Consider the following 24,939-nt stretch of genomic DNA (forward strand, 5'->3'; position numbering starts at 1 on the left):
CCGTTTCGGAAACCACATCCCGTTCCGAGCCTTCAAAGCGGGACGCGGCTTCCCCGAGAAAGTATCGACTACTTACCGTCGTCGTCTTCGGCTTCTTCGCGCGCATAGAGCTCCAGCATGCGACGGCGGTATTCGCGCACAGCGAGCTTGGCGCGCTCCAGGCGGCGGCGCTCACGCGGAGTCAGCTCGGACGGGTCGACCTCGTCTCCATAGGTCTTATCGGCAAGCAGGTGCGCCGCGTCCACGATGCGGGCATCGATGTGGCCGCTCGCTGCCTCGGCGGAAAGACGCTCGGCAATCGTATCGAGCGTAGGCAGGCCCTCGAATACGCGACCATGGCCATGCGAGGTCAGCAGCTCGTGCTCGCGCGCGAGCAAGCTCGCTAGGTCGTGGTGGGCGCGCAAGATGTCGAGCGCATCGGATGGATGCTCGGCAACCTCTGCCACGGCGGCGACCGGCGCAGCATCCACCACGCGGTAGAAGAGCTGCGCGAGCAGCGGCATCAAGAACACCGTGATGGCGCCGGCGGCAACCATAACCGACGCGATGTCTTGCGACAGCGCACCCGCGTTGACGGCAACGCTCGTCACGGCAACGATGATCGGCAGCGCCGTGGTGCAGTACAGGGCAACGGTAATGCGACCGTACGCCGACACATCGCGCGTCGCAGGACAAATGCTCATAGAGATAAGAATGGGCACCGCGCGAATGATCAACAACGCCACGATAAAGCCCGCGAGCAAGCCCGGGCGCGACGCCACGGCCGTCAGGTCGATCTTTGCGCCCGACACGGTAAAGAACACCGGAATCAAAAAGCCGTAGGCCAGGCCGTCAAGCTTGGTCTCGAGCGTATGGTTGCCCTCGGGGATGATATAGCGCAAGACAAAGCCGGCGGCAAAAGAACCCAACACGATGTCGAGATCAAAGACGGCCGAGAACGCCACGAGTGTGACCAGGATGAGCACCGTCAGGCGCACGAAGGTCTGTGACGTGGTATCGGCGCGTTCCTCGACAAACGCAAAGAAGCGGCTGCCGACGCGCTTGGAGCGGCTTGGGACCACGGCCAGCAACACGCAAACCACCGCAAACAAGCCAAGGATTACAAGCGTTTGAATGCCAGTGCGGGCAGACAGCAGCACCGACATAGCAAGCACGGGCCCAAGTTCGCCCCAGGTGCCATACGCGAGAATCGAGTCGCCCACGCGTGTGCCGGCGAGCGAACGCTCACGCATGATGGGCACGAGCGTGCCGAGCGCCGTCGAAGTGAGGGCAAGCGTCACGGCGATACCGTCGAAATGGCTGACCGAGAACCACGGGGTAAAGCGCACGGCGAGCCAGGCGATACCAAGCGTGACGACCCACGTCGCCAAACCGTAGCGTCCCTCGACGCCCGTGATGCTCTTGGGGTCGATCTCAAAGCCGGCAAGCAGGAACAAAAAGGCCAGACCGAGCTCGGACACGAGCGAGACCTCGGCATCTACATGGATGACGCCGAGCATATGGGGTCCCAGCACCGCGCCGAGCACGAGCAAAAAGACCGTCTCGGGAACGGGTTTTCCAGGAATCGCCGAGGCGATAAAAGGACTCGCAAAGGCCACGAGTGCGATGATGGCGAGCGAAACGAATGCCATGTGATGCCTTTCTCTTGTTTGCGCTTCACTGTAGCACCCTCGCCGTCCTCAACGCGCCGCGAGCTGTCGTATCATAGTGAGGTTTACAAACATGTGGCTCAAGGCGACCGCAGGGCAGACCCCGCAAACCGACCGCTGCCGCATACCGTACCGTACGCCCAACCGATCAGGAAGGCAGGAACCAATGGTCTCTCGTATCTACGTGGAGAAGAAACCCGGGTTCGACGTCGAGGCCCAGCAGCTCAAGGGCGAGCTGACCGAGATTCTCGGCATCAAGGGCATCGAGGCCCTGAGGATCATCAACCGCTACGACGTCGAGGGCATCGACGAGGAGCTTTTCCGCTCCTGCGTGCCGACCGTCTTTAGCGAGCCCCAGGTCGATGTGACCTACGACGAGCTCCCCGCAAGCGACGGCGCCGTCTTTGCCGTCGAATTCCTGCCTGGCCAGTTTGACCAGCGCGCCGACTCCGCCAGCGAGTGCGTGCAGCTCATCAGCCAGGGCGAGCGCCCCGCCGTGCGCTCCGCCAAGGTCTATATGATCTCGGGCGCTCTGGACGAAGCCGCCGTCGAGGCCATCAAGCACTACGTGGTGAACCCCGTCGAGGCGCGCATCGCCTCGCTCGACCTGCCCAAGACACTGTACATGGAGACCCCCGAGCCTGCGCCCGTCGAGGTGCTCGACGGCTTCCGCGAGCTCGACGAGGCCGGCCTTGCCGCCTTTATCTCCGAGCGCGGTCTTGCCATGGACGAGGCGGACATCGCCTTCTGCCAGCAGTACTTCCGCGATGAGGATCGCGACCCCACCATCACCGAGATCCGCGTGATCGACACCTACTGGTCCGATCACTGCCGCCACACCACCTTCGGCACCGTCCTGGACGACGTGACGATCGACGACGCCGTGGTGCAGCAGGCCTTCGACCGCTACATGGAAATGCGCCACGAGCTCGGTCGCGACGCCAAGCCCGTCTGCCTCATGGACATGGGCACCATCGGCGCCAAGTACCTTAAGAAGACCGGCGTCATGACCGATGTCGACGAGTCCGAGGAGATCAACGCCTGCACCGTCAAGGTGAAGGTCGATGTCGATGGCGAGGACCAGGACTGGCTGTTCCTCTTTAAGAACGAGACCCACAACCACCCGACCGAGATCGAGCCCTTCGGCGGTGCCGCCACCTGCGTGGGCGGCGCCATCCGCGACCCGCTCTCGGGCCGCAGCTACGTGTACCAGGCCATGCGTGTCACCGGCGCCGGCGACCCCACCGTCCCCGTGTCCGAGACGCTCGAGGGCAAGCTGCCGCAGCGCAAGCTCGTAACCACCGCTGCCGCCGGCTACTCCAGCTACGGCAACCAGATCGGCCTTGCCACCGGCCAGGTCAACGAGCTCTATCACCCCGGCTACGTGGCCAAGCGCATGGAGGTCGGTGCCGTCGTGGGCGCTACCCCGGCAAACCACGTACGCCGCGAGTGCCCCGCCCCCACCGACAAGATCATCCTTTTGGGTGGCCGCACCGGCCGTGACGGCATCGGCGGTGCCACCGGCTCATCCAAAACCCAGAACACCGAGTCCATCGAGACCTCGGGCGCCGAGGTCCAGAAGGGCAACGCCCCGGTCGAGCGCAAGCTGCAGCGTCTGTTCCGCCGCGGCGACGCCTGCCGCCTGATCAAGCGCTGCAACGACTTTGGCGCCGGCGGCGTCTCGGTCGCCGTGGGTGAGCTTGCCGACGGCCTGTATGTCGACCTGGACACCGTGACCAAGAAGTACGACGGCCTGGACGGCACCGAGCTCGCTATCTCCGAGTCCCAGGAGCGCATGGCCTGCGCCGTCGCCGACGGTGACGTCGAGGAGTTCATGGGCTACGCCGCCGAGGAGAACCTCGAGGCGACCGTTATCGCCGAGGTCACCGCCGAGCCGCGCATGCGCATGGCCTGGAACGGCGTCGCCATCGTCGACCTGTCCCGCGAGTTCCTCAACTCCAACGGCGCGCCCAAGCACCAGGTCGCCCACGTGTGCGCCCGTAGCGTGTGGCAGCCCAGCTGGGCCGGCACCACGCTCGCCGAGCGCATGACCTCGCTCGTCACCGATCTTAACGTCGCCTCTAACAAGGGCCTTTCCGAGCGCTTCGACTCCACCATCGGTGCCGCAACCGTGCTCATGCCCTTTGGCGGCAAGACGCAGCTCACCCCGAGCTCGGCCATGGTCGCCAAGTTCCCCGTGGACGGCGAGACCACCACGGCAAGCGCCATGGCATGGGGCTTCAACCCCTACTTGATGGAAGCCGACCAGTTTGCCGGCGCCTACCTGTCCGTGGTCGAGTCCATCGCCAAGCTCGTTGCCGCCGGCTTTGAGCACAAGCGCGCCTACCTCTCCTTCCAGGAGTACTTCGAGCGTCTGCGCACCGAGGCCGAGCGCTGGGGCAAGCCCACGGCAGCCGTCCTGGGCGCCCTCATGGCTCAGGTCGACCTGGGTGCCGGCGCCATCGGCGGCAAGGACTCCATGAGTGGTTCGTTTGAGGACGAGGCCGGTGAGCTCAACGTTCCGCCGACCCTGATCAGCTTCGCTGTTGCCGTTGGTAAGGCCGCCCGTGCCGTCTCGCCCGAGTTCAAGGGTCTGACGCATCGCGTCGTGCGCATCGCCCCCGCCACCTATGGTGAGGACTACCGCCCCGACGCTCAGCAGCTGCTCGCCGCGTTTGACGCCGTCGAGGCGCTCACCGCCAACGGCAACGCTCTGGCCGTCTCCACGCCCGGCTACGGCTGTGGCGCCGAGAGCCTCTTTAAGATGTGCGTCGGCAACCAGATCGGCATCGAGCTAGCCGAGGACGTGGACGTGGAGAGCCTCTTCACCCCGCTCTACGGCAGCTTTATCGTCGAGCTCGCCGATGACGCCGAGCTGCCCGAGGTCGCCGACGGCGTTGTCGTCGAGCCCCTGGGTACCACCGTCGAGGGCTATGTCATCGACACCGGCTCCGAGGTCATCGAGCTCGCCGAGCTCCAGGAGGCCTGGGAGAGCGGCATCGAGGGCGTCTTCGCCTACCGCAGCGCCGGCGAGACCCCCGAGGTCGAGACCATCGACTTCCGCGCCAAGGACATCCACGTGTACGGCGGCGCCAAGATCGCCCGCCCGCGCGTGATCATCCCCGTGTTCCCCGGCAACAACTGCGAGTACGACAGCGCCCGCGCCTTCCGTGCCGCCGGTGCCGAAGCCGACACCTTCGTGATCAACAACCTCACGCCCGAGGCCGTCGCCGAGAGCACCCACGAGCTTGCCCGTCGCATCCGTGCAAGCCAGATTGTCATGATCCCCGGCGGCTTCTCGGGCGGCGACGAGCCCGACGGCTCCGCCAAGTTCATCACGGCGTTCTTCCGCGCTCCCGAGGTCACCGAAGCGGTCCGCGACCTGCTCAAGGCCCGCGACGGCCTGATGCTGGGCATCTGCAACGGCTTCCAGGCTCTGGTCAAGCTCGGCCTGGTGCCCTACGGCGACATCGTCGACGCCACGCCCGATGCGCCCACGCTGACGTTCAACACCATCGGTCGCCATCAGAGCCGCCTGGTGCGCACCCGCATCTCGTCCAACCTGTCCCCGTGGCTGTCGCAGTGCAGCCTGGACGACCCCTACACCGTCGCCATCAGTCACGGCGAGGGCCGCTTCGTCGCTAACGACGAGGTGCTCGCCCAGCTTATCGCCAACGGCCAGGTCGCCACGCAGTACGTGGGCGAGGACGGCAAGCCCAGCATGGATCTTTCCGTCAACCCCAACGGCTCTGCACTCGCCATCGAGGGCATCACGAGCCCCGACGGCCGCGTCCTAGGCAAGATGGGCCACGCCGAGCGTCGCGGCGACAACCTGTACCGCAACGTGCCCGAGCATGTCCCCGGCGATAAGTTCATGCCGATCTTTGAAAGCGGCGTGGCCTACTTCGCTTAAAGCTATCCCATCGGGTACAATCCCCTCGGGTAACATCACCCGCCACCGGCACTCCCGGTGGCGGGTTCTTTTTTGCTTCGCGCACATAGGAAGGACATCATGGAAAGCCGCAAGCCGTATCTCGCCACCCTGCCCGGACTCATCCTGGGCTGCCTCGTTTGCTGCGCGCTCTGGGGATCGGCCTTTCCCTGCATCAAGATCGGCTACGGCCTCTTCGGCATCCCCGCGCACGATAGCGCCTCGCAGCTGCTCTTCGCGGGTCTACGCTTCACCCTTGCCGGCATGCTGGTCATTGTTGGCATGAGCGTGGCCCAGCGTCGTCCGCTCGTTCCGCAAGCGCGCGACATCAAGCCCATCCTCACGTTGTCGCTCTTCCAGACTATCGGCCAGTACTTCTTTTTCTACCTGGGACTCTCGCGCGCCAGCGCCATGTCGAGCTCCATCATCGAGGCCAGCGCCAACTTCCTCGCAATCCTCTTTGCCGCCCTGGCATTTCACACCGAGAAGCTCAATACGGCCAAGGTGCTTGGCTGTGCGCTGGGCTTTGCCGGCGTCGCGCTCGTCAACCTCTCGGGCGCAGATGGCACCTTTGGCTTCAGGCTCGATGGCGAGGGCTTTATCCTAGCCTCCACTGTCGCGGGTGCTCTTTCGACCTGCCTGATCGGCATCTTCTCGCGCAAGCACGACGGCGTCTTGCTTGCCGGGTGGCAGTTCTTGGTCGGCGGCCTGGTCCTCACCGCCATCGGCTTTTTGATGGGTAGCGCGCTCTCCCCCACAGCGATTGTCCCCGCCATCGTGCTCATCATCTACATGGCGCTTATCTCCGCGGTCGCCTACTCGCTGTGGTCGCGCCTGCTTGCCGTCAACCCCGTCAGCCGCGTCTCGGTCTTTGGATTTATGAACCCGGTCTTTGGCGTACTGCTGAGCGCACTGCTGCTTGGCGAGGGCGCCGGCACGAGCCCCGTTACTGTCATCGTTGCCCTGCTCTTGGTCTGCAGCGGCATCATCATCGTCAACAAACCCAAAAAAGCCTAGAGAGCTCACCTTTTTAGGGAGAACCTTCACACACTTTAGCTTAATGGAATGCACTGGTTCTCGTTGATTTCGCACCGAGTCGCGGCGGCAGACGCCCGTCTTGCCGCACCGCGCCTGGGCATTATGACCGGTGGCCCCCACAAACGCAAAAGGAGCGCACGACCATCGCAACGGTCGTGTGCCCCTTTTCCTAGCGTATCTGAACGCCGGCTTTCTTCTTCTCGCGCTTTACGCGGTAGAGCTCCGCGTCGGCAGCACGAAGCAAGTCTTGCCAGGTATCGACGCCATCACCAACCCGTGCGTAGCCGATGGACATCCGCAACAGATACGGAACCTCGGCGCGCGCGAGCTCATCGTTGATTGTCGCGCACAGATGCATGATATCCTGTTCCGCCACTGCCTTTTGGAGCACCACGAACTCATCGCCACCATAACGTGCGATAAAGCCGCCAGACGCCGAGCAGACTTCTTTGAGCGCAGCGGATATGACCTGAAGAGCGTGGTCGCCCTCCACATGCCCATAGCGATCGTTAATCTGCTTAAAGCCGTCGGCGTCCATCATAAGCAGATATACATCTTCGGCCTGATCCACATTTGAGAAGAGCGACAGCATATAGGTCTCAAAACGGTTGCGATTGTTAAGTCCAGTCAACGGGTCGGTCGAGATGAGCTGCTCCTGGTAGATGATGTAGAGCAGCAACATGCTAATCATTATGCCGACACAAAGGCCGGGCACCGAGTATACGACCTGAAAGGTACCGCCCACCAGGGCCGGAATGGCGAAAAATGCCAAGGTTCGATAGATGGCCTTCGTCTGCAGGCTCTCGACCCTGCGAGATTGCACAAATGCATGCAGGGACGTATGTATAACGTAACAGTAGCTGACGATGGGCTGGATCATATAGGCAAAACCGCGACGATACACGCCCTGCGAATCGATATAGAACAGGGCATGCGTCCAGTAACTGGTAAACGCCAGCACGACCACCAGAGCCGTAGGCAACGCTACAAGCACCACCCTATAGCGCGAGGTCAAAAGGCGAGAACCCTGCACCGTCTCGGAATAGATAAACCAAATGAGACACGCGATAGCAAAGAGCGAAAACGAAACCGCGTTGGAAATCCAGTTGGCAGCAATGCCCAACGTGCCGTCCACACCGTCCGAAAGCGTCCAGATCATATCGAATAATATGTACGCGGCAGAGGTGTAGCCAAGCATGCTAAACAATAGCTGCTGGGTACTCGAGAACAAGGAGCGACGACTTCGCACGGCAAGCCCGATAAGAACAATCATGCATAGCACGAATATCTCAATCTTGAGTGCCTTAACCACTAGACGCCATCCCTTCAATATCCAAGTGGTCAGAATCGCCCGATTCGTGCCTGGGCAATAAACACCCCTACTCCGCAGGGGTATAGGGAATAATAGCAGAGCGCCCGAACGCCACTGCAAGACAGCTCTCGTTCGGGCGCCCATACGGCGCGAATTGCACACGCCGGCTTGATTGACTCGCGTCGACGATTACTCGCCGTCGATGTCGGTCGCGACGGCCTCCTCAATAGCCTCGACGCCTTCGACCGACAGATCCTCTTCGCCGTGGCAGAACTTCTTATCGACCCAGCCGGTCAGAATCGGGGCCATGATGGCCGTGATGATGACGGCGGTGGCGATCTGCGCATACGCGGTGGGCGCAAGCTCGGCATAGCGCGGCGCGACCTCAGCAAGAGCAACCGGCGTGGTCATAGCCGTGCCGGCAATGGTGGAGCAAGCCACAGCGGCCTTGCCATTGCCGCCGCACAGACGCTCGAACGCAAAGGTGATGGGACCGACGACAAACAGCGTGACAAGGCCCAGCAAGATGCCGGAAATACCGCCGGTGATAAAGCTCGACAGGCTCATGGACGCACCGAGCTGAAATCCGATGACGGCAATCGCGGGATTGGCACCGGGAACCAGCAGGTTCTTGATAAACGGGAACAGGTTGCCCAGAACCATGCCGATAACGAGTGGCAAGATGGAGCCGATAATGGTGCCAATGGGAATGTTGGCGAGGCCGGAAACACCGAGGATGATCATCGTGACGGCGGGGCCAGCCGTAAAGAACAGGATACCGACGGCGCCCTGCTCGGACTCATCGCCGAACTCGCCCATGATGCCCGTATAGAGCGCCATGTTGCAAAACGTGATGCCGCCGATGATAGACACGGAGCTCAGACCCAGGAAGTTGTCGTTAAAGAAATATGCCACGCCCAGGCCGAGAGCCGCTGCGACGACCAGCTTGGGGATCAGCACGACGATACCGGTCTTGATGGCACCCGGCGTGGACTTAAAGCTGATGCCGGCGCCCACAAACAGCAGGATCGCGGCGACGATGGTATTGGAGCCACCGCGGCAGGCAGCCGTAAAGAAGCCGCCGATCTCAAAAACCTGCGGGCAGAAGGTGTTGAGCAAAAGACCGACGATCATCGGATAGATCATGATGTCGCCCGGGATGCGCGGGACCTTGAATTTCTTTTGCTCGTTGGCGGTCGCTTCCTGTGCCATGAAACCCCCATTTCCGCTGACGGGGTACAAAAGCCCACGTCACGCTTTGCTACAGTAAAGTTTGACCATGGTACCAGAAGAAATAGACCAGCTCGGTGAAAAATCCGACGAGTTGGGATGGAACGAGATTCGGCGCCCGCGACGCCACCCCTATATAAGGCTCAAGACAATATAGAGTACGATGCCCGAGACGCAGCACCACAGCATCGATTTTGTCTTGACCGCCACGACCACGACGCCGGCGGCCGCAATCCAGGGAACCAAGGCAGGCCAGAGTCCCGCGTCGAACGCGCCGGGGCTCACCAAGTCGTTGGCGACCAGCGCGGCAAAGGCGGCGGGCGGGATATAGCCCAGGGCCTCGGTAATGCGGGGCGACAGGGTCCGCCCGCGCAAGGCGAGCGCCGGCGCGATGCGAAAGAACGCGATAGCAGCCCACGACGACAGCCACAGAACCAAGAACTCGTTAACGGGCATCGCGGGCACCTCTTCCGTCAAATACAGCATCGCACGCCAACGCAATGGCAATGCCGGCCACGACGCTTGCCGGCACGGCAATATTCGTGAGGCCCAAGAACTTGCATACGGCGACGGACACCGCGCCCGAAACCGCCGCGACAACGTTGCCGCGCGACAGCCGCTGCGAAAAGAGCAGGCAGATAAAGAGCGAGGTGCAGACAAAGGCTGCAATGGCGGTGGGAACATCGACAACGGCGCCTACGATGGCGCCCATCGTACACGAAACGCCCCATGTTGCGATGAGAATCACGTTGAGCACGAAGGACTCGCGCGGGCCCCAATCCTCCCCTTCAACCAACTTGGCAAGCGAGATGCCATATGCCTCCTCGGTAAGTGTCGCGGCAACAGCCAGCGTCTGACGCTTCGAGGCACCCGTCAGATGCGGCGCGATCGATGCCGAGTAAAGCGCAAAGCGCGAGGAGATGGCAGCAACGCTCGCGACGATCGATGCTGCAGGCACGCCCGCCAGCCACAGGTTGCAGATCATAAACTGGCCGCTGCCCGTCACAAACGTGCTGCTCAGGGCAAAGACCATCCAGGGTTCCATTCCCGTCTGCCCCATGATCATTCCGCACGGCGCGCCTATTGCAACATAGGTAAGCATCACCGGCCAGACGGTTCTAACGATTTTGAGCACCATACGCTTCTCATCCTGACAAGGTCTCCGAGCCGCATGTAGCGATACGGCAGAATCATCATCCGACAGCAACCGAGTTCACCTACAATTGCCACCGGATCGAAAGACACAACTTTTTAGGAAGTCATTATGACAGCTATCGATCGAGACCGGGCGCGCGCAGCCTTCAAAAGCTACACCGATGCCTACGACGCCACCAACCCACGCATCGCGCTCAAAATCGAGCATACGTACCACGTGGCCGAGGCATGCGATGCCGTAGCGCGCGAGCAGGGCTGGTCGTCAGATGATATTGACTTGGCATGGCTTTGCGGCCTGCTGCACGATATAGGCCGCTTTGAGCAGCTGCGACGCTGGGACACCTTTAAGGACGCCGAGAGCATGGGCCATGCAGCGCTGGGCATCGAGGTCCTCTTTGGCGAGAATCCCGCCGATGCACCCGCCGTGACGAGCGTCCGCGACTTTATCGATGACCCGGCAGAAGATGAGCTCATCCGAGCGAGCATTGCCTATCACAGCGATTTCCGTCTACCCGCGCAGCTCGACGAGCGCACGCGGCGCTTCTGCGATATCGTGCGCGATGGCGACAAGATCGACATTATGCGCACCATCGCCGACAGCACCGTCGACACCATCCTCAAGGTGGATGAGGACACGTTTCTCGCCAGCCACTTCTCGACACCGGCGCTTACCGCCTTTGACGAGCATCGCTGCGTCGCGCGTGAAGAGCGCAACGAGCCGGCGGACTACCTGGTGGGGCTCATCTGCTTTATGTTTGAGCTCGTCCATCCGGCAAGCCGTGCACTGGCGCGCGAGCAAGGCGATATCTATCGCCTGCTCGACGCGCCCTTTGGCATTACGCGACCCTTTACCGACCCCGCCGCGCAGGCAACCTGGAGCCGCCTTAAGGACGAGCTGCGCCGCTGGCTGGCAAGCGCTTAGCACTCGAGCTGAGCCAGCAGTTCCTCAACGATCTCAACGGCATCGCCGACGACCTTGTACCGGGCGGCACCGAAGATGGAGGCATCCGGGTCCTCATTGATGGCGACAATGCACTCCGCCCCACCGATGCCGGCGAGATGCTGGATAGCGCCCGAGACACCGATGCTCACGAGGAGCTTGGGCGAGACCGATACACCCGTCTGGCCAATTTGGTGGCGATACTCCAGCCAGCCGGCCTCCACCACGGGGCGCGTGCAGCCAAGCTCGGCACCCAGAGCCTCGGCAAGCTTTCGCATCAGCGGTAGGTTTTTCTTGGAGCCGATGCCGCGGCCCACCACGACTAGACGCTCGGCATCGGCAATTGAGGCCTGCTGTCCCCACTCCTCGGCGGGAATCGAGATCTCGACACGGGCCTTAACGTCATCCGCTAGCACTACCTGGGCAATCGTGCCGGAGCGGCTATAGTCAAACTCGGGCGCCTTAAAGATGCCGGGGCGCACCGTTGCCATCTGAGGACGGTGGTTGGGGCAGATAATGGTGGCCATCAGGTTGCCGCCAAACGCCGGGCGCGTCTGCTGCAGCAGACCCGTCTCCGTATCCATCGAAAGCACCGTGCAATCGGCCGTAAGGCCCGTCTGCAAGCGCACGGCCACACCGGGCGCCAGCTCGCGACCAAAGGCGGTCGCGCCGTACAGGATGGCCTCGGGCTTGCGCTCGGCTACCAAATCGCAGATCAAGCGAGCGTAGACCTCCGCGTCGTTCTGACGCAGGCGCTCGTCGCGACAGGCCAGGACTTCGTCGGCGCCCGCGCAAACCAGGTGTTCGAGGTCCTCGAGCGAGCCCTCGGAACCTATGCCGATCAGCGCCACCAGGCGACAGCCGCGTGCATCGGCAAGCTCGCGCCCCTTGCCCATGAGCTCGAAGGCCACGGATGCCACGGCATCGTGCTTGTCAGTTTGCACGAAGACCCAAATGTCTCGATATGCGTCAAGGTCTACCGCGCCGGCGGCCTCGTCGCGCTCAATCGAGATGGCGTTGACGGGGCAGGCGTCGACGCACCCACCGCACAGGATACAGCCGTCGGTTACGCGGGCACAGCGATTGGGGCGCTCACCCTCCACCACAATGCCGCCCGAGGCGCAGGCGCGAACGCAGCGACCACAGCCGATGCAGGCTTCGCTATCGATAATCAGCCCGCTCATCTATGCCATCCCCTCGATAATCTTGGCAAGTTTTACCGCCTGCTCGGACGCCGTTCCCTCAACGGCCTCGCACGTTTGGTCACGGTCGGGCACAAACGAGTGCACGACCTGCGTCGGTGATCCGGCAAGGCCGCAACGCGAAGGATCGGCGTTTACGTCGGCAGCGCTGGCCACGCGCACGTCTGCATCCTCGGCCGCGCGAATACCGGCAATACTCGGCATGCGCAGCTGGCCAATCTCCTTGGCAGTCGTCATCGCACACGGCATCTCAAGACACACCGTCTCCTCGCCGGCATCGCAGCCGTGAACGAGCGCCAGCGAGCCACACGTCGTAAATCCCGCGCTCTGCACACAGCTCACGTCGGTCACGCAGGGGACCCCAAAGGCGCCGGCCAGCTCGGGGCCGATCTGGGCCGTATCGCCGTCCACTGCCATCTTGCCGCAGATGATCAGGTCAAAGTCCTCCTCGAGTGCCTCGATGCCGCATTTGAGGGCATAGGTGGTGGCTAGGGTATCGGCGCCCGCAAAGGCTCGGTCGGTCAGCAGCAGCGCGTCGTCGGCACCGCGGGCGATGCAGTCGCGCAGCAGCGATTTGGTCGCGGGGATGCCCATCGACACCACCGTCACACGCACGTCCATGCCAAAGCCGATAAAGTCGTCCTTCAGCGCTAGCGCACATTCGAGAGCACTTGCATCGAAGGGATTAATGACCGCCTGCTTGCCATCACGCACGATAGTATTGGTCTTGGGGTCCATCTTGACCTCGGTGCTTCCGGGCACCGCCTTGACGCACACCACCATATGGAAATCACTCATCTTCACGCGCCCCCTTTCTGGACGAGTTCATCCAAGAGCTTCTCCGTAAACAGGTTGCCGCGACCCAGCTGGCCGGCAGGATCGAGCTGGAGTTTGAGGCGCGCCGACTCGACCATGGCCTCGTGGCCGTACATCGTCTCCAAGAAGCCCGCCTTGATCTTGCCGACGCCGTGTTCGGCAGAAACGGCACCGCCCATGGCCGTGACCTCGGAAGCCCACTGGGCAAAGAGCTCTCCACCACGACGGTAGTCTTGCGCATCGCGCGGCAGGATGTTCACATGCAGATGGTTGTTCCCGATGTGTCCCCAGGCAGCAGACTCAAGCCCGCTTTCGGCCAGCGTGCGGCGATAGAGGGCCACGACATCGGCAAGGCGTGCATTGGGCACCGACATATCCGATCCCAGCTTGGTAATGGTGGGGTCGGTGCGGCGACGCTCGTCGATGAGCATGTTGACGCTCTCGGGCACCGCGTGGCGGAAGAACCGCTGGCACTCGCGATCGACTTCGGTGCGGGCGACCCATGTCGCATCGTCGCGGCCGCCCGCAAGCTCCAGCACCCATCCCAAGTGGTACAGCTCCTCGGTCGCCTGCGCCTCGTCATCGCAATCGAGCTCCACGTAGACACAGACCTTTGCCTCGTCGTCGAGCGCCGGCAGCGAGGCAAACGCCGTCGACTGCTCGCGCTGGCGACGTAGAATATCCAGGGCGCCAGCATCGAAGTACTCGATGGCAGCCGCATGGGACAGGACAGGGCGCACGGAATCGGTAAAGGACACCGCCTTGTCCTCGCTATCGAAAAAGCAACTCACACCCCAAACGACCGCAGGCGCCGCCTGCAGGGCAATCTCGAGCTCGGTGATAACGCCGAGCGTGCCGCACGCGCCGATAAAGAGGTCGATGGCGTCCATATCGTCCGCAACGAAATAGCCTGAGGCATTTTTTGTCTCGGGCATGGTATAGCCGGGAAGATCGAGCTCGAGCGTACGGCCCTCTGCCGTCACGAGCGACAGGTGGCGGCCCTGGGCAAAAGCCTCGCCGCGCTGAAGCTCAAGCAAATCGCCATCAGCCAGCGCGACGTGGAGTCCCGTGATATGCGGGCGCATGGGGCCGTAAGCGTAGCTGCGGGCGCCGGAGGCGTTGCATGCCGCCATGCCACCCAGACAGGCAGATGCCTCGGTGGGATCGGTGGGAAAGAACTGCTCGGGGGACTCTTGGAACTCCTCGTAGGCCTCAAGCGATGCCTGGTCCCAACCAGCGGTCGGCAGTACCTTCTTGCTCAGCTGCTTACGCAGCTCCGAGAGCACAACGCCCGGCTCCACGCGCAGCAGAAATTGGCCTTGTTCATCGCGGCGAAGGCCCAAGTAGCGATTCATACGGGAAGTATTGAGGATATGCCCACCGTGGGGCACGGCACCGGCGGCAAGGCCGGTTCGGGCGCCCTGAACCGTTACCGGGACACGCTCGGCATGGAGCGTTTCCAAAATGGCACGGACCTCGTCTTCCGTTGTCGGAAACGAGATGCTCGATGCTTCGCCCGATGCACGAGATTCATCGCGGCCATACTCTTCGAACTCATCGGTGAAGGGTTTAATGGTTGCAGACACGCGAACTCCCCCTTTAGCTAACTACAGTGTTTGCAGGGAGATGTTACCGCATCGTTTCGTCGACGTGTTCGAGACCGTCTCCATAATTGGCGATTTTTACGTTTGTGCAATTCGGCGAACGGCAAGGCTTCCTCGGCAGACGATGCTTTTGACACATATCGCCCCGCCGTCGCCGACCGCTCGATTGTCGCTCGAAAAAAGTTGAAGTAATTTTTTCCACCTTTTACCTGCGGAGATGTCAATCCGTCAAGCATTTGGTCAGAAATTGGTCAAGTAGCGGCTGATACGGTCGGCGTCGACAGCCAAAACCGATAGAAGTTTTGGCCCCAGAAGCAGGGAGGTTCCCATGGCATATTACTGGCCCCAGTACGGCGTCGCCATCGAGGTCGACGACGATCCCTATCTCCTGCCTTTCGACGAAGAGGCGTTCCCCGATACGGCGGTCTACCACGTCACCACCGATGTTATCTGCGACCCCGAGTCGTTCTCGGCGCTCGCCCACCACATCGCGCGTATCCACGACATCGAGCTCCCTCACGACTTTGACGAGCTCATCTACTCGCGCCGCCTGATGCTTCACATGCTCTTTGGAGCGGACCCGTCCACGTTCGCACGTGTCTACACCACCAAGGACGCCGCATGAGTGCGAAGAAGCCGCCCCGCCTCGCAGGACTGGGGCGTCGCAAGAAACTCGTCGTTGTCTGTCTGGCTATCGTCTGCGCCCTTGTCGCCGTAGGACTATACGCCTGGCAGTCGCAGCCCGTGCCCGAAGCGGGCGCCTCAGTCACGACGGCAGAGGGTAAATCGCGACAAGAAATCCAAGATGAGCTCGATGCCATCGTCCGCGACAACATGATGACGATTTCGGTCGCGCCGGTCGCTCAGCTACAGGAGGACGGCAAGCTGCGCGTCAACGTGCAAAACGTCCAAGACAATAAATTTCCCCAGCGATTCCGCGTCATCCAAAACGACGAGACCATGTACGAATCCGGTGTGGTCGAGACCGGCAAGACAATCGAGACGTGCCCCGCCGGCGACATCAAAGAAGGCGAGGCATACATCGAGATCCAGGCACTCGATGCCAAGACCCTCGACAGCCACGGCAATCCGACACGTGTCAAGGTACGGGTTGAGCAAGCCGAGAACTAGCTTTTTCGGCCGACGCGACACCGCACGCAATTCACCAGCATTCGTCCAATCATCGCGGGGACGGCCCGCGGCGAATAGAAAGGAACGACCATGGACATCACCAGGAACATGAACGGAGCCAGAGCGCTCGTCGTGGGCGCAGGGCTCGCGCTCGCGCTCGCAATGGGCGCCGCCCCGACGCCAGCTCTGGCAGCCGGGCGCGTTGGAACCACGAAAGTAATGGTCAGGACCGAGATCGACAACGTAGAGTTCAAAGTTCCGACGGTTATTCCCTTCGTCGCCAAGGCCGACGGCACGCTTCAGGGCCCCTCAGAAGACGCGACCACCATCGACAATCATTCGGCCTACGGCATCCATGTCACCAACATGAAGATCGACGCCATGAACACCTGGACCATTGCCGCCGACGCCAAGGCCGGAACCGCGCAGAATTCCATCGACTTTAAGGTCGGCCCCGACGGCGCACTCCAGAACGCCAGCGCCGCAATGCAGGAGACGGGCCTCGATCTTTCCAAGAATGCAGCCTTCGACATGGGCTACCAGGGCATTGCCGGCGGCACGGACAAAATTAAGCTCAAGACAAGCGGAAACGTCGCCCGCGTCACGCGCGACATCTTCCGCGTAACCGGCGAAGGCGATCAGGTTGCAACGATCACCTGGACGGTCGAGCCCGGTGCGCACACGGCATAAGGCCGTCGCCCTGGCCGCCGTCAGTATCCTAGCGTTTGGGCCAGCCATGGCCTTTGCCCAGCAAGAACAGGCGCAGGCCGCCACGCAAGTGACGGTCGACCTCTCGGAGCTCGACCGCGGCAACTGCAAGGAACCGTTGGCACAGACAGACGACAGACGATGGCTCTTGGCAGCAGGCGCCACGGCAGCAGGTGCGGGAACCGCCGGCCTCGGTCTGCACATCAAACGCAGCCAGAAACGAAACACGGACAGGCCGCACTAAATTAGCTAAGGAGACCCCATGGCATCGAAGAACCTTTTGCCCGTCGTCGCACTCTGCGGCGCGCTCGCAACCGGAACGCCTGTCGCCGCTTGGGCGACTCCCGTCATGGCAGACTCCTTACCAGCAGCCCTAAGCTCCGCACCAAATCCGTCGAGCGCCATTGCGTGCAAGCGTTTTTCGTTCGCACAGGCCGCAATCTCAACCTCGGGATGCCTTCGTCGTAATACGGACGGCTCGATAGTCGTGGATATCAATCGTTCGAACAAGGCAAACGGCTCCCAGGCGGGGTGCGCCGTCTGCACATGGCGCTCGATTGTGCTCGATGCAGATGGCGATCCGTGCGATTTGGGGTTGCGCATCGATATCGCTTCGGTCGATGACTCGGCGAACGGAGCGAAGGTCGCCTTCGACGGTGCGTTTTTCGAGAAAGGAGGCGGTATATGTCTGGGCTGCGCCGCCGCGAATGCAGACGATGTGCAGCCCACCCTCTCATTCACGGCATCGCTGCGGCTGACCAAGGCGGGCACCGATGCCATCGCGGCGGGAGAAGCATCCCTGCTGTTCTACGCCGCCAGTACCGAAGACACAGACATTCATTTCGAGAAGCCGGCCGGATCGCTCAGCCTTACGCGCGGGACGGAGGCAGGCCCTATTGCGATCGATACCCACACGCTAGGCAGGCAACGCATTCTTGCCGACCCGGCGCTTCTCGAGATGGAGTGGAACGGATCCGGAGCCATCGGGATTGTCCCCTCCGCGCTTGACGCCAAGACGCTCCCCTCAAACGACGAACCCATCAACGCAACCATACAAGAAGAGAGCACGGACAAAGAAGCAGGTGCGGGCGACACGCCGTCGCCGACAAACAGCGTCCCAGCTTCTTTCGAAGCACCGAATGAGCCCGCTACCGATCCAAACGATCCCGAGCTCGCGGACAGTCTGGGACTTGCTGATCCTCAGGAGATCGATGAAGGTAACTGCTGCGTGCTTGCCGCCCTCGACCACACAGAGGTCATCGATGCTGCAAACATCGAAGTTGCCGCCGCCAATCAGCCCGTCCGCAAGTCGGCCATCATCGCATTTCCCGAATCCATCGAAGTCGTCTTTTTGCCATCGGGCGAGGTCGTGGCCCCAACACTGCTCACCTTGTTGGGCGCCAAGAATACTCGAAACGAAATTAAAAAGGTCACGGTTGTCGACCCTGCAACCACCGCTAAACTGCGTCTATACGCCGTTGCCCCAGACGGAGGCAAGACCTTGGAATTCGATGGCGACACACTTCTAGCCTGGCGACGTCTGGACATTATGCAAGACGTCTCGTATCAGATCGAACTCGAAGGGTTTGATCGTGCCCGCGATGCCAATATCATCGCCGCGGCTATTGAATCCCCGCAGCGGCTTATGACACTGCGCTTTGACTACTACCCCTATGTCCCGACAACCACCTGAGGCTTAAATGCTGCGCATCATTCCTAATACCACTTATATAACGTATTAGATGAGTCGCGATGTGCCTCGCATTTCGTTCTGCTACGATTGCCACGTTGGCATCAATACAGGAGGGCTCATGCCGGGCTTGGGAACAATCATCAACGTTGCGCTTTTAGTTGCGGGCGGTCTTTTGGGATTAGCGGGCGGCCGCTTCATTACACCGCGCATCCAAGACACGCTCATGAAAGCATCGGGGCTGTGCGTCCTGTTTATCGGCCTGGGCGGCACCATGCAAAAGATGCTCATCATCGATGGAAAGGCGCTAGCGACCACCGGTACCACCATGCTCATCGTCTCATTTGCGCTCGGTTCGCTCATCGGCGAGGCCATCAACTTGGAGGCCGCCATCGAGAACCTTGGCGAATGGCTCAAGCGCAAGACTGGCAGTGAGGGCGATAACGAGTTCACCAACGCTTTTGTCTCGACTTCACTCACCGTGTGCATCGGCGCCATGGCCATTGTGGGATCGATCCAGGACGGCCTGCTCGGCGACTGGTCAACGCTTGCCCTCAAGGGCGCACTGGACTGCATCATCGTCTGCACCATGACGGCCTCGCTTGGCCGCGGCTGCATCTTCTCCGCCCTGCCCGTCGCCGTGTTCCAGGGGACGATCACGTTGTTTGCCGGCGCGCTCTCCCCCATCATGACCACAGCAGCCCTCAACAGCCTTTCGCTCGTAGGCTCCATGCTCATCTTCTGCGTCGGCGTCAACCTCATCCGTCCTCAGACCTTCCGCACGGCCAATATGCTTCCCTCCGTCGTCATCGCCGTCATATACGCCCTCCTGTTCTAAATCTAGCAACGCAGCGGTATCTCGAACATCTGTTTGATGCTGTGCTATGATATGAGGTCACCGTAGCTGCGTTCGAGAGGAGGAGCGGTGGCCGACCAGGACATCAAGATGCTCATCGAGCGCATTATGGCCGAGGCCCGGACCCATCAGTCCGCCCGCTTCTCAAACGAAACCTACGCAGACGAGCCGATTCTCAAAACCGGCCGACAGATGCAGAATTTCCTCCCCGACCAGTACCGTAAAATGCGCGAGATATCGCGCTGGCAGGATGACCCCAAGGGCGGTGCGGGCCGCTGGCTTTCGGAAGCCGAGCTTTTTTACCGCCAGGGCCTGCTGATGGCCGACTTTGAGGACGACTGTCCCTACAACGGCACCTTTAAGTCGTACTTTCCCACCTACAACGCCATGAGCGACCGGCAACTGCGCGGCTACTTTACCTGGCGTGCCCAAGTGCGCCGCGGAACCGTCGAGGAAACGTCTACGTCCTTTGCCTTTCTGTATCTCTATGAGCTGATCTGCGGCATTGGCGTAGATAATCCACTCGATGGTTTTAACAAGATCAAGGCTTTTTGGGATGTCTATCGCGCCTTCGAGCCCGGCATCGACCGGTTTGCGCGCGTGTGGCTGCAAGATTACGCCGTGTTCCACGGGCTCGACCCCAAGCTGCTTCGCGACTCTAAAACCGTCATGTTCGATAACGCCCTTATCGAACTGCGGCGCGCGGCACGAGACCTTGTACCGGCACCGTCCGGCCAGACCCCTAAGCGTCGCAAAACCTCCGAGCCCACGCTCCCCCTTCCGCCCGATGAGGTGCGCGAGGAGCGACTCATGGCCGCCATCAACGCCCTCTCCACGTACAACCTAAGTAGCTCGCGGCTCGACCGCAGCCACCACCGTGATCTGCGCCACGTGGCGTGCGCCGTGTATGTCCGCATGGCGCGCTACTATGACACGCACCGAAAGACCGGCATCGTGGCAAGTTTATTTGGGGAGGAGACGGCCATGCCCTACACCATGTTTGCCTCGGCCGTATTCTTTGCGCCCGAGCGCCACGAGGACTGCGAATACCGTCTGGACCCCATCCATATCTACCGTTGCCAAAACGGTTTTTGGGAATGCATGCGGATTCACGGTAGCAGGCAAAAGAGCAGCAAGCTCGGTGAAATGATGCGCGCCTGCGACCAACGCCTGCGCCTGGCGCTGGACCCCGCCCATCCCCTTAAGGAAGAAAAGGTCCCCAAATATCTGGCCAAGATTATCGATGACGAGATTGTGGCATGGCTTTCGTGGGACGCCGCACACCAGCCCGTCAAGATCGATATCGATTTGAGCCAGCTGGGGCACATTCGGAGCGCTGCCGCACAAACGCGCGAAGCGCTTTTGATCGACGAGGAACGCGAGGACGGCACGCTTGCGGATGCCGAGGTGACAGTTGCCGAACGACGGGAAGCCAAGCCCGTGGCCGGCACGATCGCCGAACCAGTCGCGACGACCATGCAGCAGGACGAGGCTAGCGAGCCGACCATCTCCACCGAGCAGTTTGGCGTCGTGGCCCCGCTCCTCGCACCAGCACCCACGTCCGCTGACACCGCGTCCGCACTCGATCCCGCCGCAGACGCCTATCTTCGAGCACTACTCGAGCAAAACGCAGCGCAGACGGCATCGGCGGTGGCGCAGTCGGGCAAGAGTGAGGACATGCTTGTCGATACCATCAACGAGGCGCTCTTTGACCTGGTGGGAGACACCGTTATCGAATTCGGCGCGGCAGGGCCGCAGATTATCGAGGACTACGAAGCAGACGTGAGAGGATACCTAGACCATGAGTGATACCGCATCCGCAGCACCCCGCGTGCCCAAGCGCGTCGCTGCCGTCATTCTCAACTCGCTCAAGGGCGGCGTGGTCCCGCGCATCGGCCTTCCTTACATCACCGTAGGGCGCGAGGTCGAGATCCGCGCCCTGCTCACCGATTTAAGTCTCATCGCCGATGGCGGCGCGAGCTTCCGCTTTTTAGTCGGTCGCTACGGCGCCGGTAAGAGCTTTTTGCTCCAGACCATCCGCACGCACGCCATGGGCGAGGGATTCGTCGTCGCCGATGCCGACTTGTCGCCCGAGCGACGCCTGCAGGGCGGTCAGGGGCAGGGCCTTGCCACCTACCGCGAGCTCATCCGCAATATATCGACCAAGACGCGCCCCGAGGGCGGTGCGCTCAACCTTATTCTGGATCGCTGGGTCGCCTCGTGTGCCAACGTCGACGAGTCGGTCGTCAATGCCCAACTGACCCCGCTCGAGGAGATGGTCCACGGCTTCGACTTCACCCGCATGCTTCGCCGCTATCGCACGGCCGTATCCGAGGGCGACGAAGAGGCCATGAGCCGCGTGACCAAATGGATCCGCGGCGAATACCGCACCAAGAGCGAGGCTCGCGCCGAACTGGGGTCCTCAACCATCATCAGCGACGATGACTGGTACGACTACGTCAAACTCATCGCGCGTTTTTTGGTTTGCAGCGGCTACAAGGGCATGCTGGTGCTCATCGACGAGCTCGTGAATCTGTATAAGATTCCCAACGCCATCACGCGCCAGTACAACTACGAGAAGATCCTGACCATGTACAACGACACACTTCAGGGCAAGGCGCAGTACCTGGGCATGATCATGGGCGGCACGCCGACCTCCATCGAGGACCGCCGCCGCGGTGTGTTTTCCTACGAGGCCCTACGCAGCCGACTCGCCCAGGGCCGCTTTGCGCGCGAGGACCTTAAGGACATGCTTGCGCCCATCATCCGCCTGCAACCACTCACCTACGAGGAGTTGCTGGTGCTGATCGAAAAACTCATGCAAATTCACGCCGGCTACTTTGGCTGGACGCCCACGCTGACCGAAAACGACTTGGTTGACTTCCTCAAGATTGAGTTCGGTCGTGTGGGAGCCGACACGCACCTGACGCCGCGCGAGGTCATTCGTGACTTTATCGAGTTGCTCGACATCCTATGCCAAAACCCCGACGCCAACGTGGCCGAGCTGCTGCAAAGCGTCGGCGGCGACACGCTAGCGCCGGCGACCGCAACAGGCGACACCGATACCGCAGGCGGCGACCGCAATTTCGCCGAGTTCACCATCTAACCTGCCAAAAATGGACAGGTTTATTTTGGTAGGTTTTATCTGGGCGAACGTTGAAGCAGTAATGCAGCAAGCCGTTGCCAGCCGCGTTGAGAGATTCGTTGTTGAAAGGAGGCCCCGTGAACGCCTTTGACCGCTACGCCCCGTTTATCCAAGACTTCATCTACTCCCACGATTGGGAGAGCTTGCGCTCTATCCAGGTTGCGGCGGCAGATTCCATCTTCAACACACAGGACAATGTGCTCCTGACGGCATCCACGGCTTCCGGCAAAACCGAGGCAGCCTTCTTTCCCATCCTGACCGAGTTTTGGGAGAACCCGCCCGCAAGCGTGGGCGCCCTCTACATTGGCCCCCTCAAGGCGCTCATCAACGACCAATTCGTCCGCCTCAACGACCTGTGCGAAGAAGCCGATATCCCCGTCTGGCACTGGCATGGCGATGTCTCGCAATCACACAAGGCCAAACTCATCAAAAAACCGAGCGGCATCCTACAGATTACGCCCGAGTCGCTCGAGGCGCTCCTGATCCATAAGCACATGGCGATCCCTCGTATGTTTTGCGACCTGCGCTATGTGGTTATCGACGAAGTCCATTCGCTCATGCGCGGCGACCGCGGCGGGCAGACGCTCTGTCTTATCGAGCGCCTCTCACGCATGGCAGGCGTGCAGCCCCGCCGCATTGGCCTTTCGGCCACCATCGGCGACCCCGAGCGCACGGGCGCCTTTCTCTCGCAGGGAACGGGGCGCGACTGCGTTATCCCCCGCTTTGAGGAACCGCGCCGCGTGTGGCGCATCTCCATGGAGCACTTCTACAACTCGGGCCCCCAGGCTCAGCAACGAGGATTCGTAGGCACAGGTCCACAAGAAGCCGAGGTGCTTGCTTGCGAGCGTATTGAGACGGCGGCGCCCGCGGCGCTGCCCGCATCCGGACAAGACATGTGCCACAGCGGACAGCTTACACAGGAAGAACACCGTCAACGTCGTGAGCAGGCGCGGGGCAAGGCCGCTCCCAAAGACCGTCGCACTTCCTCGGCCCCCGAGGGCGAAGTCGACATCCCACGAGCGACCGAGCAGGCGCTTCTCAACCCCACCGACACGGCGCCCGACAACGCCGACCCCGGCATGGGCTATATCTTTGAGCATACGCGCGGCCGCAAATGCCTGGTCTTTGCCAACTCGCGCGAGGAGGCAGAGGCCGTGTGCTCCATGCTGCGCAGCTACTGCGAGAGCCGGCACGAGCCCGACCGTTTTCTCATCCATCACGGCAATCTTTCGGCATCGCTACGCGAGACGGCCGAGGAGCTCATGCGCGACGAGGAGCAGACGCAGACAACCGTCACCACCTCTACGTTGGAGCTCGGTATCGATATCGGCCGCCTGGAGCGCGCCTTCCAGATTGACGCGCCGTTTACCGTCAGCTCCTTTTTGCAGCGCATGGGGCGCACAGGCCGTCGCGATCTTCCGCCCGAGATGTGGTTTGTCATGCGCGAGGAAGAGCCCGAGCCGCGCGCGATGATGCCCGAAACCATTCCCTGGAAGCTCCTGCAGGGTATCGCGCTCGTACAACTCTATCGCGAGGAAAAGTGGGTCGAGCCACCCGAGCTCGATCGTCTCCCCTACAGTCTGCTCTATCACCAGACCATGTCGACCCTCGCCAGCACCGGAGAGCTCACGCCGGCCGAACTTGCCCAGCGCGTGCTCACGCTCAGCTATTTCCACCGTGTCTCGGCAGACGATTACCGTGTGCTGCTACGTCACCTCATTAAGATCGACCATATCCAGGTCACCGAGGGCGGTGGGCTCATCGTGGGTCTCGCGGGTGAGCGCATCATTAACAACTTTAAGTTCTACGCCGTATTCCAGGAAAACGAGGAGTTCACCGTTCGCAGCGAGTCGGCCGAGTTGGGCACGATCGTCAATCCGCCACCGCCCGGTGAGCGCATCGCCATCGCCGGACACTGCTGGATTGTCGAGGAAGTGGACTGGAGGCGCCACACCGTCTTTGCCACGCAGGTCAAGGGCCGGGTGCCGGCCTACTTTGGCGACTGCCCCGGCGACATCAATACACACGTACTCGAGCGCATGCGCAAGGCGCTCAACGAGCACGCGGCATATCCGTACCTTATGGGTAACGCACGGGCCCGCTTAGCACAGGCTCGTCATACGGCCGAGATTTCGGGTGCGGGAACCAAGCCGCTCATCAACCTGGGCGGCGATACCTGGGTGCTCTTCCCCTGGCTGGGCAGCTACGCCTTTTTGGCGCTCGAGCGCATGCTCAAGATTAAATGTGCCGCGGAGCTGGGCCTTCGCGGACTCGACTCGTCACGCCCGTACTTTATGCAGTTTAAGATGAAGGCCGACGAGGAGACGTTCTTTGAGGTGCTCGCCGCCGAGGCCGAGAAGGACTTCGATCCCATCGAGCTCGTCTATCCTGGCGAGGTGCCTTACTTTGACCGCTACGACGAGTTTGTTCCCGAAGAGCTCGTGCGCAAGGGCTTTGCCGAAGGCGTGCTCGACATAGAGGGCATGAAGCAGCGTGTCCGCAGCTGGTGCGACCACGCCTAGGACCAGTCTT

At 61.5% G+C, this 24,939-nt stretch carries 20 protein-coding genes; 12 read left to right on the forward strand and 8 right to left on the reverse strand.

Annotated features, from left to right (window positions below; genetic code table 11):
• Positions 1-68: 68 nt before the first annotated feature.
• Positions 69-1,631, reverse strand: a complete 1,563-nt coding sequence (locus DW913_RS04050) for a cation:proton antiporter (protein ID WP_117797660.1) — start codon at positions 1,629-1,631, stop codon at positions 69-71.
• 184 nt (positions 1,632-1,815) lie between these two features.
• On the opposite strand from DW913_RS04050, the gene DW913_RS04055 reads away from it, so the two are divergent.
• Together DW913_RS04055 and DW913_RS04060 are read left to right on the forward strand one after the other, a co-directional pair.
• Positions 1,816-5,562 carry a phosphoribosylformylglycinamidine synthase gene (locus tag DW913_RS04055; RefSeq protein ID WP_117797661.1) on the forward strand — a complete coding sequence of 1,249 codons (3,747 nt, stop codon included), beginning with the start codon at positions 1,816-1,818 and terminating at the stop codon, positions 5,560-5,562.
• Positions 5,563-5,661: 99 nt separating this feature from the next.
• Complete coding sequence (locus DW913_RS04060; RefSeq protein WP_117797662.1) at positions 5,662-6,597, forward strand: DMT family transporter; 936 nt, start codon at positions 5,662-5,664, stop codon at positions 6,595-6,597.
• A 190-nt stretch (positions 6,598-6,787) separates the two neighbouring features.
• On the opposite strand, the gene DW913_RS04065 is transcribed toward DW913_RS04060, so the two are convergent.
• The 4 genes from DW913_RS04065 to DW913_RS04080 form a co-directional block, all read right to left on the reverse strand.
• The gene (locus DW913_RS04065) at positions 6,788-7,930 is read right to left on the reverse strand and encodes a diguanylate cyclase (RefSeq protein WP_158566189.1); all 1,143 of its coding nucleotides are present in this window, start codon (positions 7,928-7,930) and stop codon (positions 6,788-6,790) included.
• Positions 7,931-8,119: 189 nt separating this feature from the next.
• Positions 8,120-9,142 (reverse strand): 2-keto-3-deoxygluconate permease, encoded by a 1,023-nt coding sequence (locus DW913_RS04070; protein WP_117797664.1) that lies wholly within the window; start codon positions 9,140-9,142, stop codon positions 8,120-8,122.
• Between the two features lie 150 nt (positions 9,143-9,292).
• The gene (locus tag DW913_RS04075; protein ID WP_117797665.1) at positions 9,293-9,616 is read right to left on the reverse strand and encodes an AzlD domain-containing protein; all 324 of its coding nucleotides are present in this window, start codon (positions 9,614-9,616) and stop codon (positions 9,293-9,295) included.
• A complete protein-coding gene (locus DW913_RS04080) occupies positions 9,606-10,298 on the reverse strand; it encodes an AzlC family ABC transporter permease (RefSeq protein WP_117629653.1) in 693 nt (230 codons plus the stop codon). The genes DW913_RS04075 and DW913_RS04080 overlap by 11 nt, the downstream gene beginning before the upstream one ends.
• Before the next feature lie 126 nt (positions 10,299-10,424).
• On the opposite strand from DW913_RS04080, the gene DW913_RS04085 reads away from it, so the two are divergent.
• A complete protein-coding gene (locus tag DW913_RS04085; RefSeq protein WP_117797666.1) occupies positions 10,425-11,237 on the forward strand; it encodes an HD domain-containing protein in 813 nt (270 codons plus the stop codon).
• Here DW913_RS04085 and DW913_RS04090 read toward each other — a convergent pair.
• From DW913_RS04090 to DW913_RS04100, 3 genes are read right to left on the reverse strand one after another with little or no spacing between them, the layout of a single operon-like run.
• Positions 11,234-12,439, reverse strand: coding sequence for an electron transfer flavoprotein subunit alpha (locus DW913_RS04090; protein ID WP_117797667.1), 1,206 nt, complete (start codon positions 12,437-12,439; stop codon positions 11,234-11,236). The genes DW913_RS04085 and DW913_RS04090 overlap by 4 nt on opposite strands.
• Complete coding sequence (locus DW913_RS04095) at positions 12,440-13,255, reverse strand: electron transfer flavoprotein subunit beta/FixA family protein (protein ID WP_117797668.1); 816 nt, start codon at positions 13,253-13,255, stop codon at positions 12,440-12,442.
• Between the two features lie 2 nt (positions 13,256-13,257).
• Positions 13,258-14,859, reverse strand: a complete 1,602-nt coding sequence (locus tag DW913_RS04100; protein WP_117797669.1) for an FAD-binding oxidoreductase — start codon at positions 14,857-14,859, stop codon at positions 13,258-13,260.
• 346 nt (positions 14,860-15,205) lie between these two features.
• Here DW913_RS04100 and DW913_RS04105 point away from each other — a divergent pair, with 346 nt between their 5' ends.
• From DW913_RS04105 to DW913_RS04145, 9 genes are all read left to right on the forward strand, one after another.
• Positions 15,206-15,502 (forward strand): hypothetical protein, encoded by a 297-nt coding sequence (locus tag DW913_RS04105; RefSeq protein ID WP_089573322.1) that lies wholly within the window; start codon positions 15,206-15,208, stop codon positions 15,500-15,502.
• Positions 15,499-16,008: a hypothetical protein gene (locus DW913_RS04110; protein WP_117647479.1), complete on the forward strand. Its 510-nt coding sequence runs from the start codon at positions 15,499-15,501 to the stop codon at positions 16,006-16,008. Before DW913_RS04105 ends, DW913_RS04110 begins: the two co-directional genes overlap by 4 nt.
• 90 nt (positions 16,009-16,098) lie before the next feature.
• A complete protein-coding gene (locus DW913_RS04115; RefSeq protein ID WP_089573324.1) occupies positions 16,099-16,698 on the forward strand; it encodes a hypothetical protein in 600 nt (199 codons plus the stop codon).
• Positions 16,682-16,960, forward strand: a complete 279-nt coding sequence (locus tag DW913_RS04120) for a hypothetical protein (protein ID WP_117629647.1) — start codon at positions 16,682-16,684, stop codon at positions 16,958-16,960. Before DW913_RS04115 ends, DW913_RS04120 begins: the two co-directional genes overlap by 17 nt.
• An 18-nt stretch (positions 16,961-16,978) precedes the next feature.
• Positions 16,979-18,409, forward strand: a complete 1,431-nt coding sequence (locus tag DW913_RS04125) for a hypothetical protein (protein ID WP_117629646.1) — start codon at positions 16,979-16,981, stop codon at positions 18,407-18,409.
• 118 nt (positions 18,410-18,527) lie between these two features.
• Positions 18,528-19,244: a DUF554 domain-containing protein gene (locus DW913_RS04130; protein ID WP_172622415.1), complete on the forward strand. Its 717-nt coding sequence runs from the start codon at positions 18,528-18,530 to the stop codon at positions 19,242-19,244.
• An 87-nt stretch (positions 19,245-19,331) separates the two neighbouring features.
• Positions 19,332-21,071 carry a TerB N-terminal domain-containing protein gene (locus tag DW913_RS04135; RefSeq protein ID WP_233505685.1) on the forward strand — a complete coding sequence of 580 codons (1,740 nt, stop codon included), beginning with the start codon at positions 19,332-19,334 and terminating at the stop codon, positions 21,069-21,071.
• The gene (locus DW913_RS04140; protein WP_117797670.1) at positions 21,064-22,368 is read left to right on the forward strand and encodes an ATP-binding protein; all 1,305 of its coding nucleotides are present in this window, start codon (positions 21,064-21,066) and stop codon (positions 22,366-22,368) included. Before DW913_RS04135 ends, DW913_RS04140 begins: the two co-directional genes overlap by 8 nt.
• A gap of 116 nt (positions 22,369-22,484) precedes the next feature.
• Positions 22,485-24,929 (forward strand): DEAD/DEAH box helicase, encoded by a 2,445-nt coding sequence (locus DW913_RS04145; RefSeq protein WP_117797671.1) that lies wholly within the window; start codon positions 22,485-22,487, stop codon positions 24,927-24,929.
• Positions 24,930-24,939 lie beyond the last annotated feature (10 nt).

This window comes from Collinsella sp. AM42-18AC (genome assembly GCF_003467965.1).
Classification (GTDB): Bacteria; Actinomycetota; Coriobacteriia; order Coriobacteriales; family Coriobacteriaceae; genus Collinsella.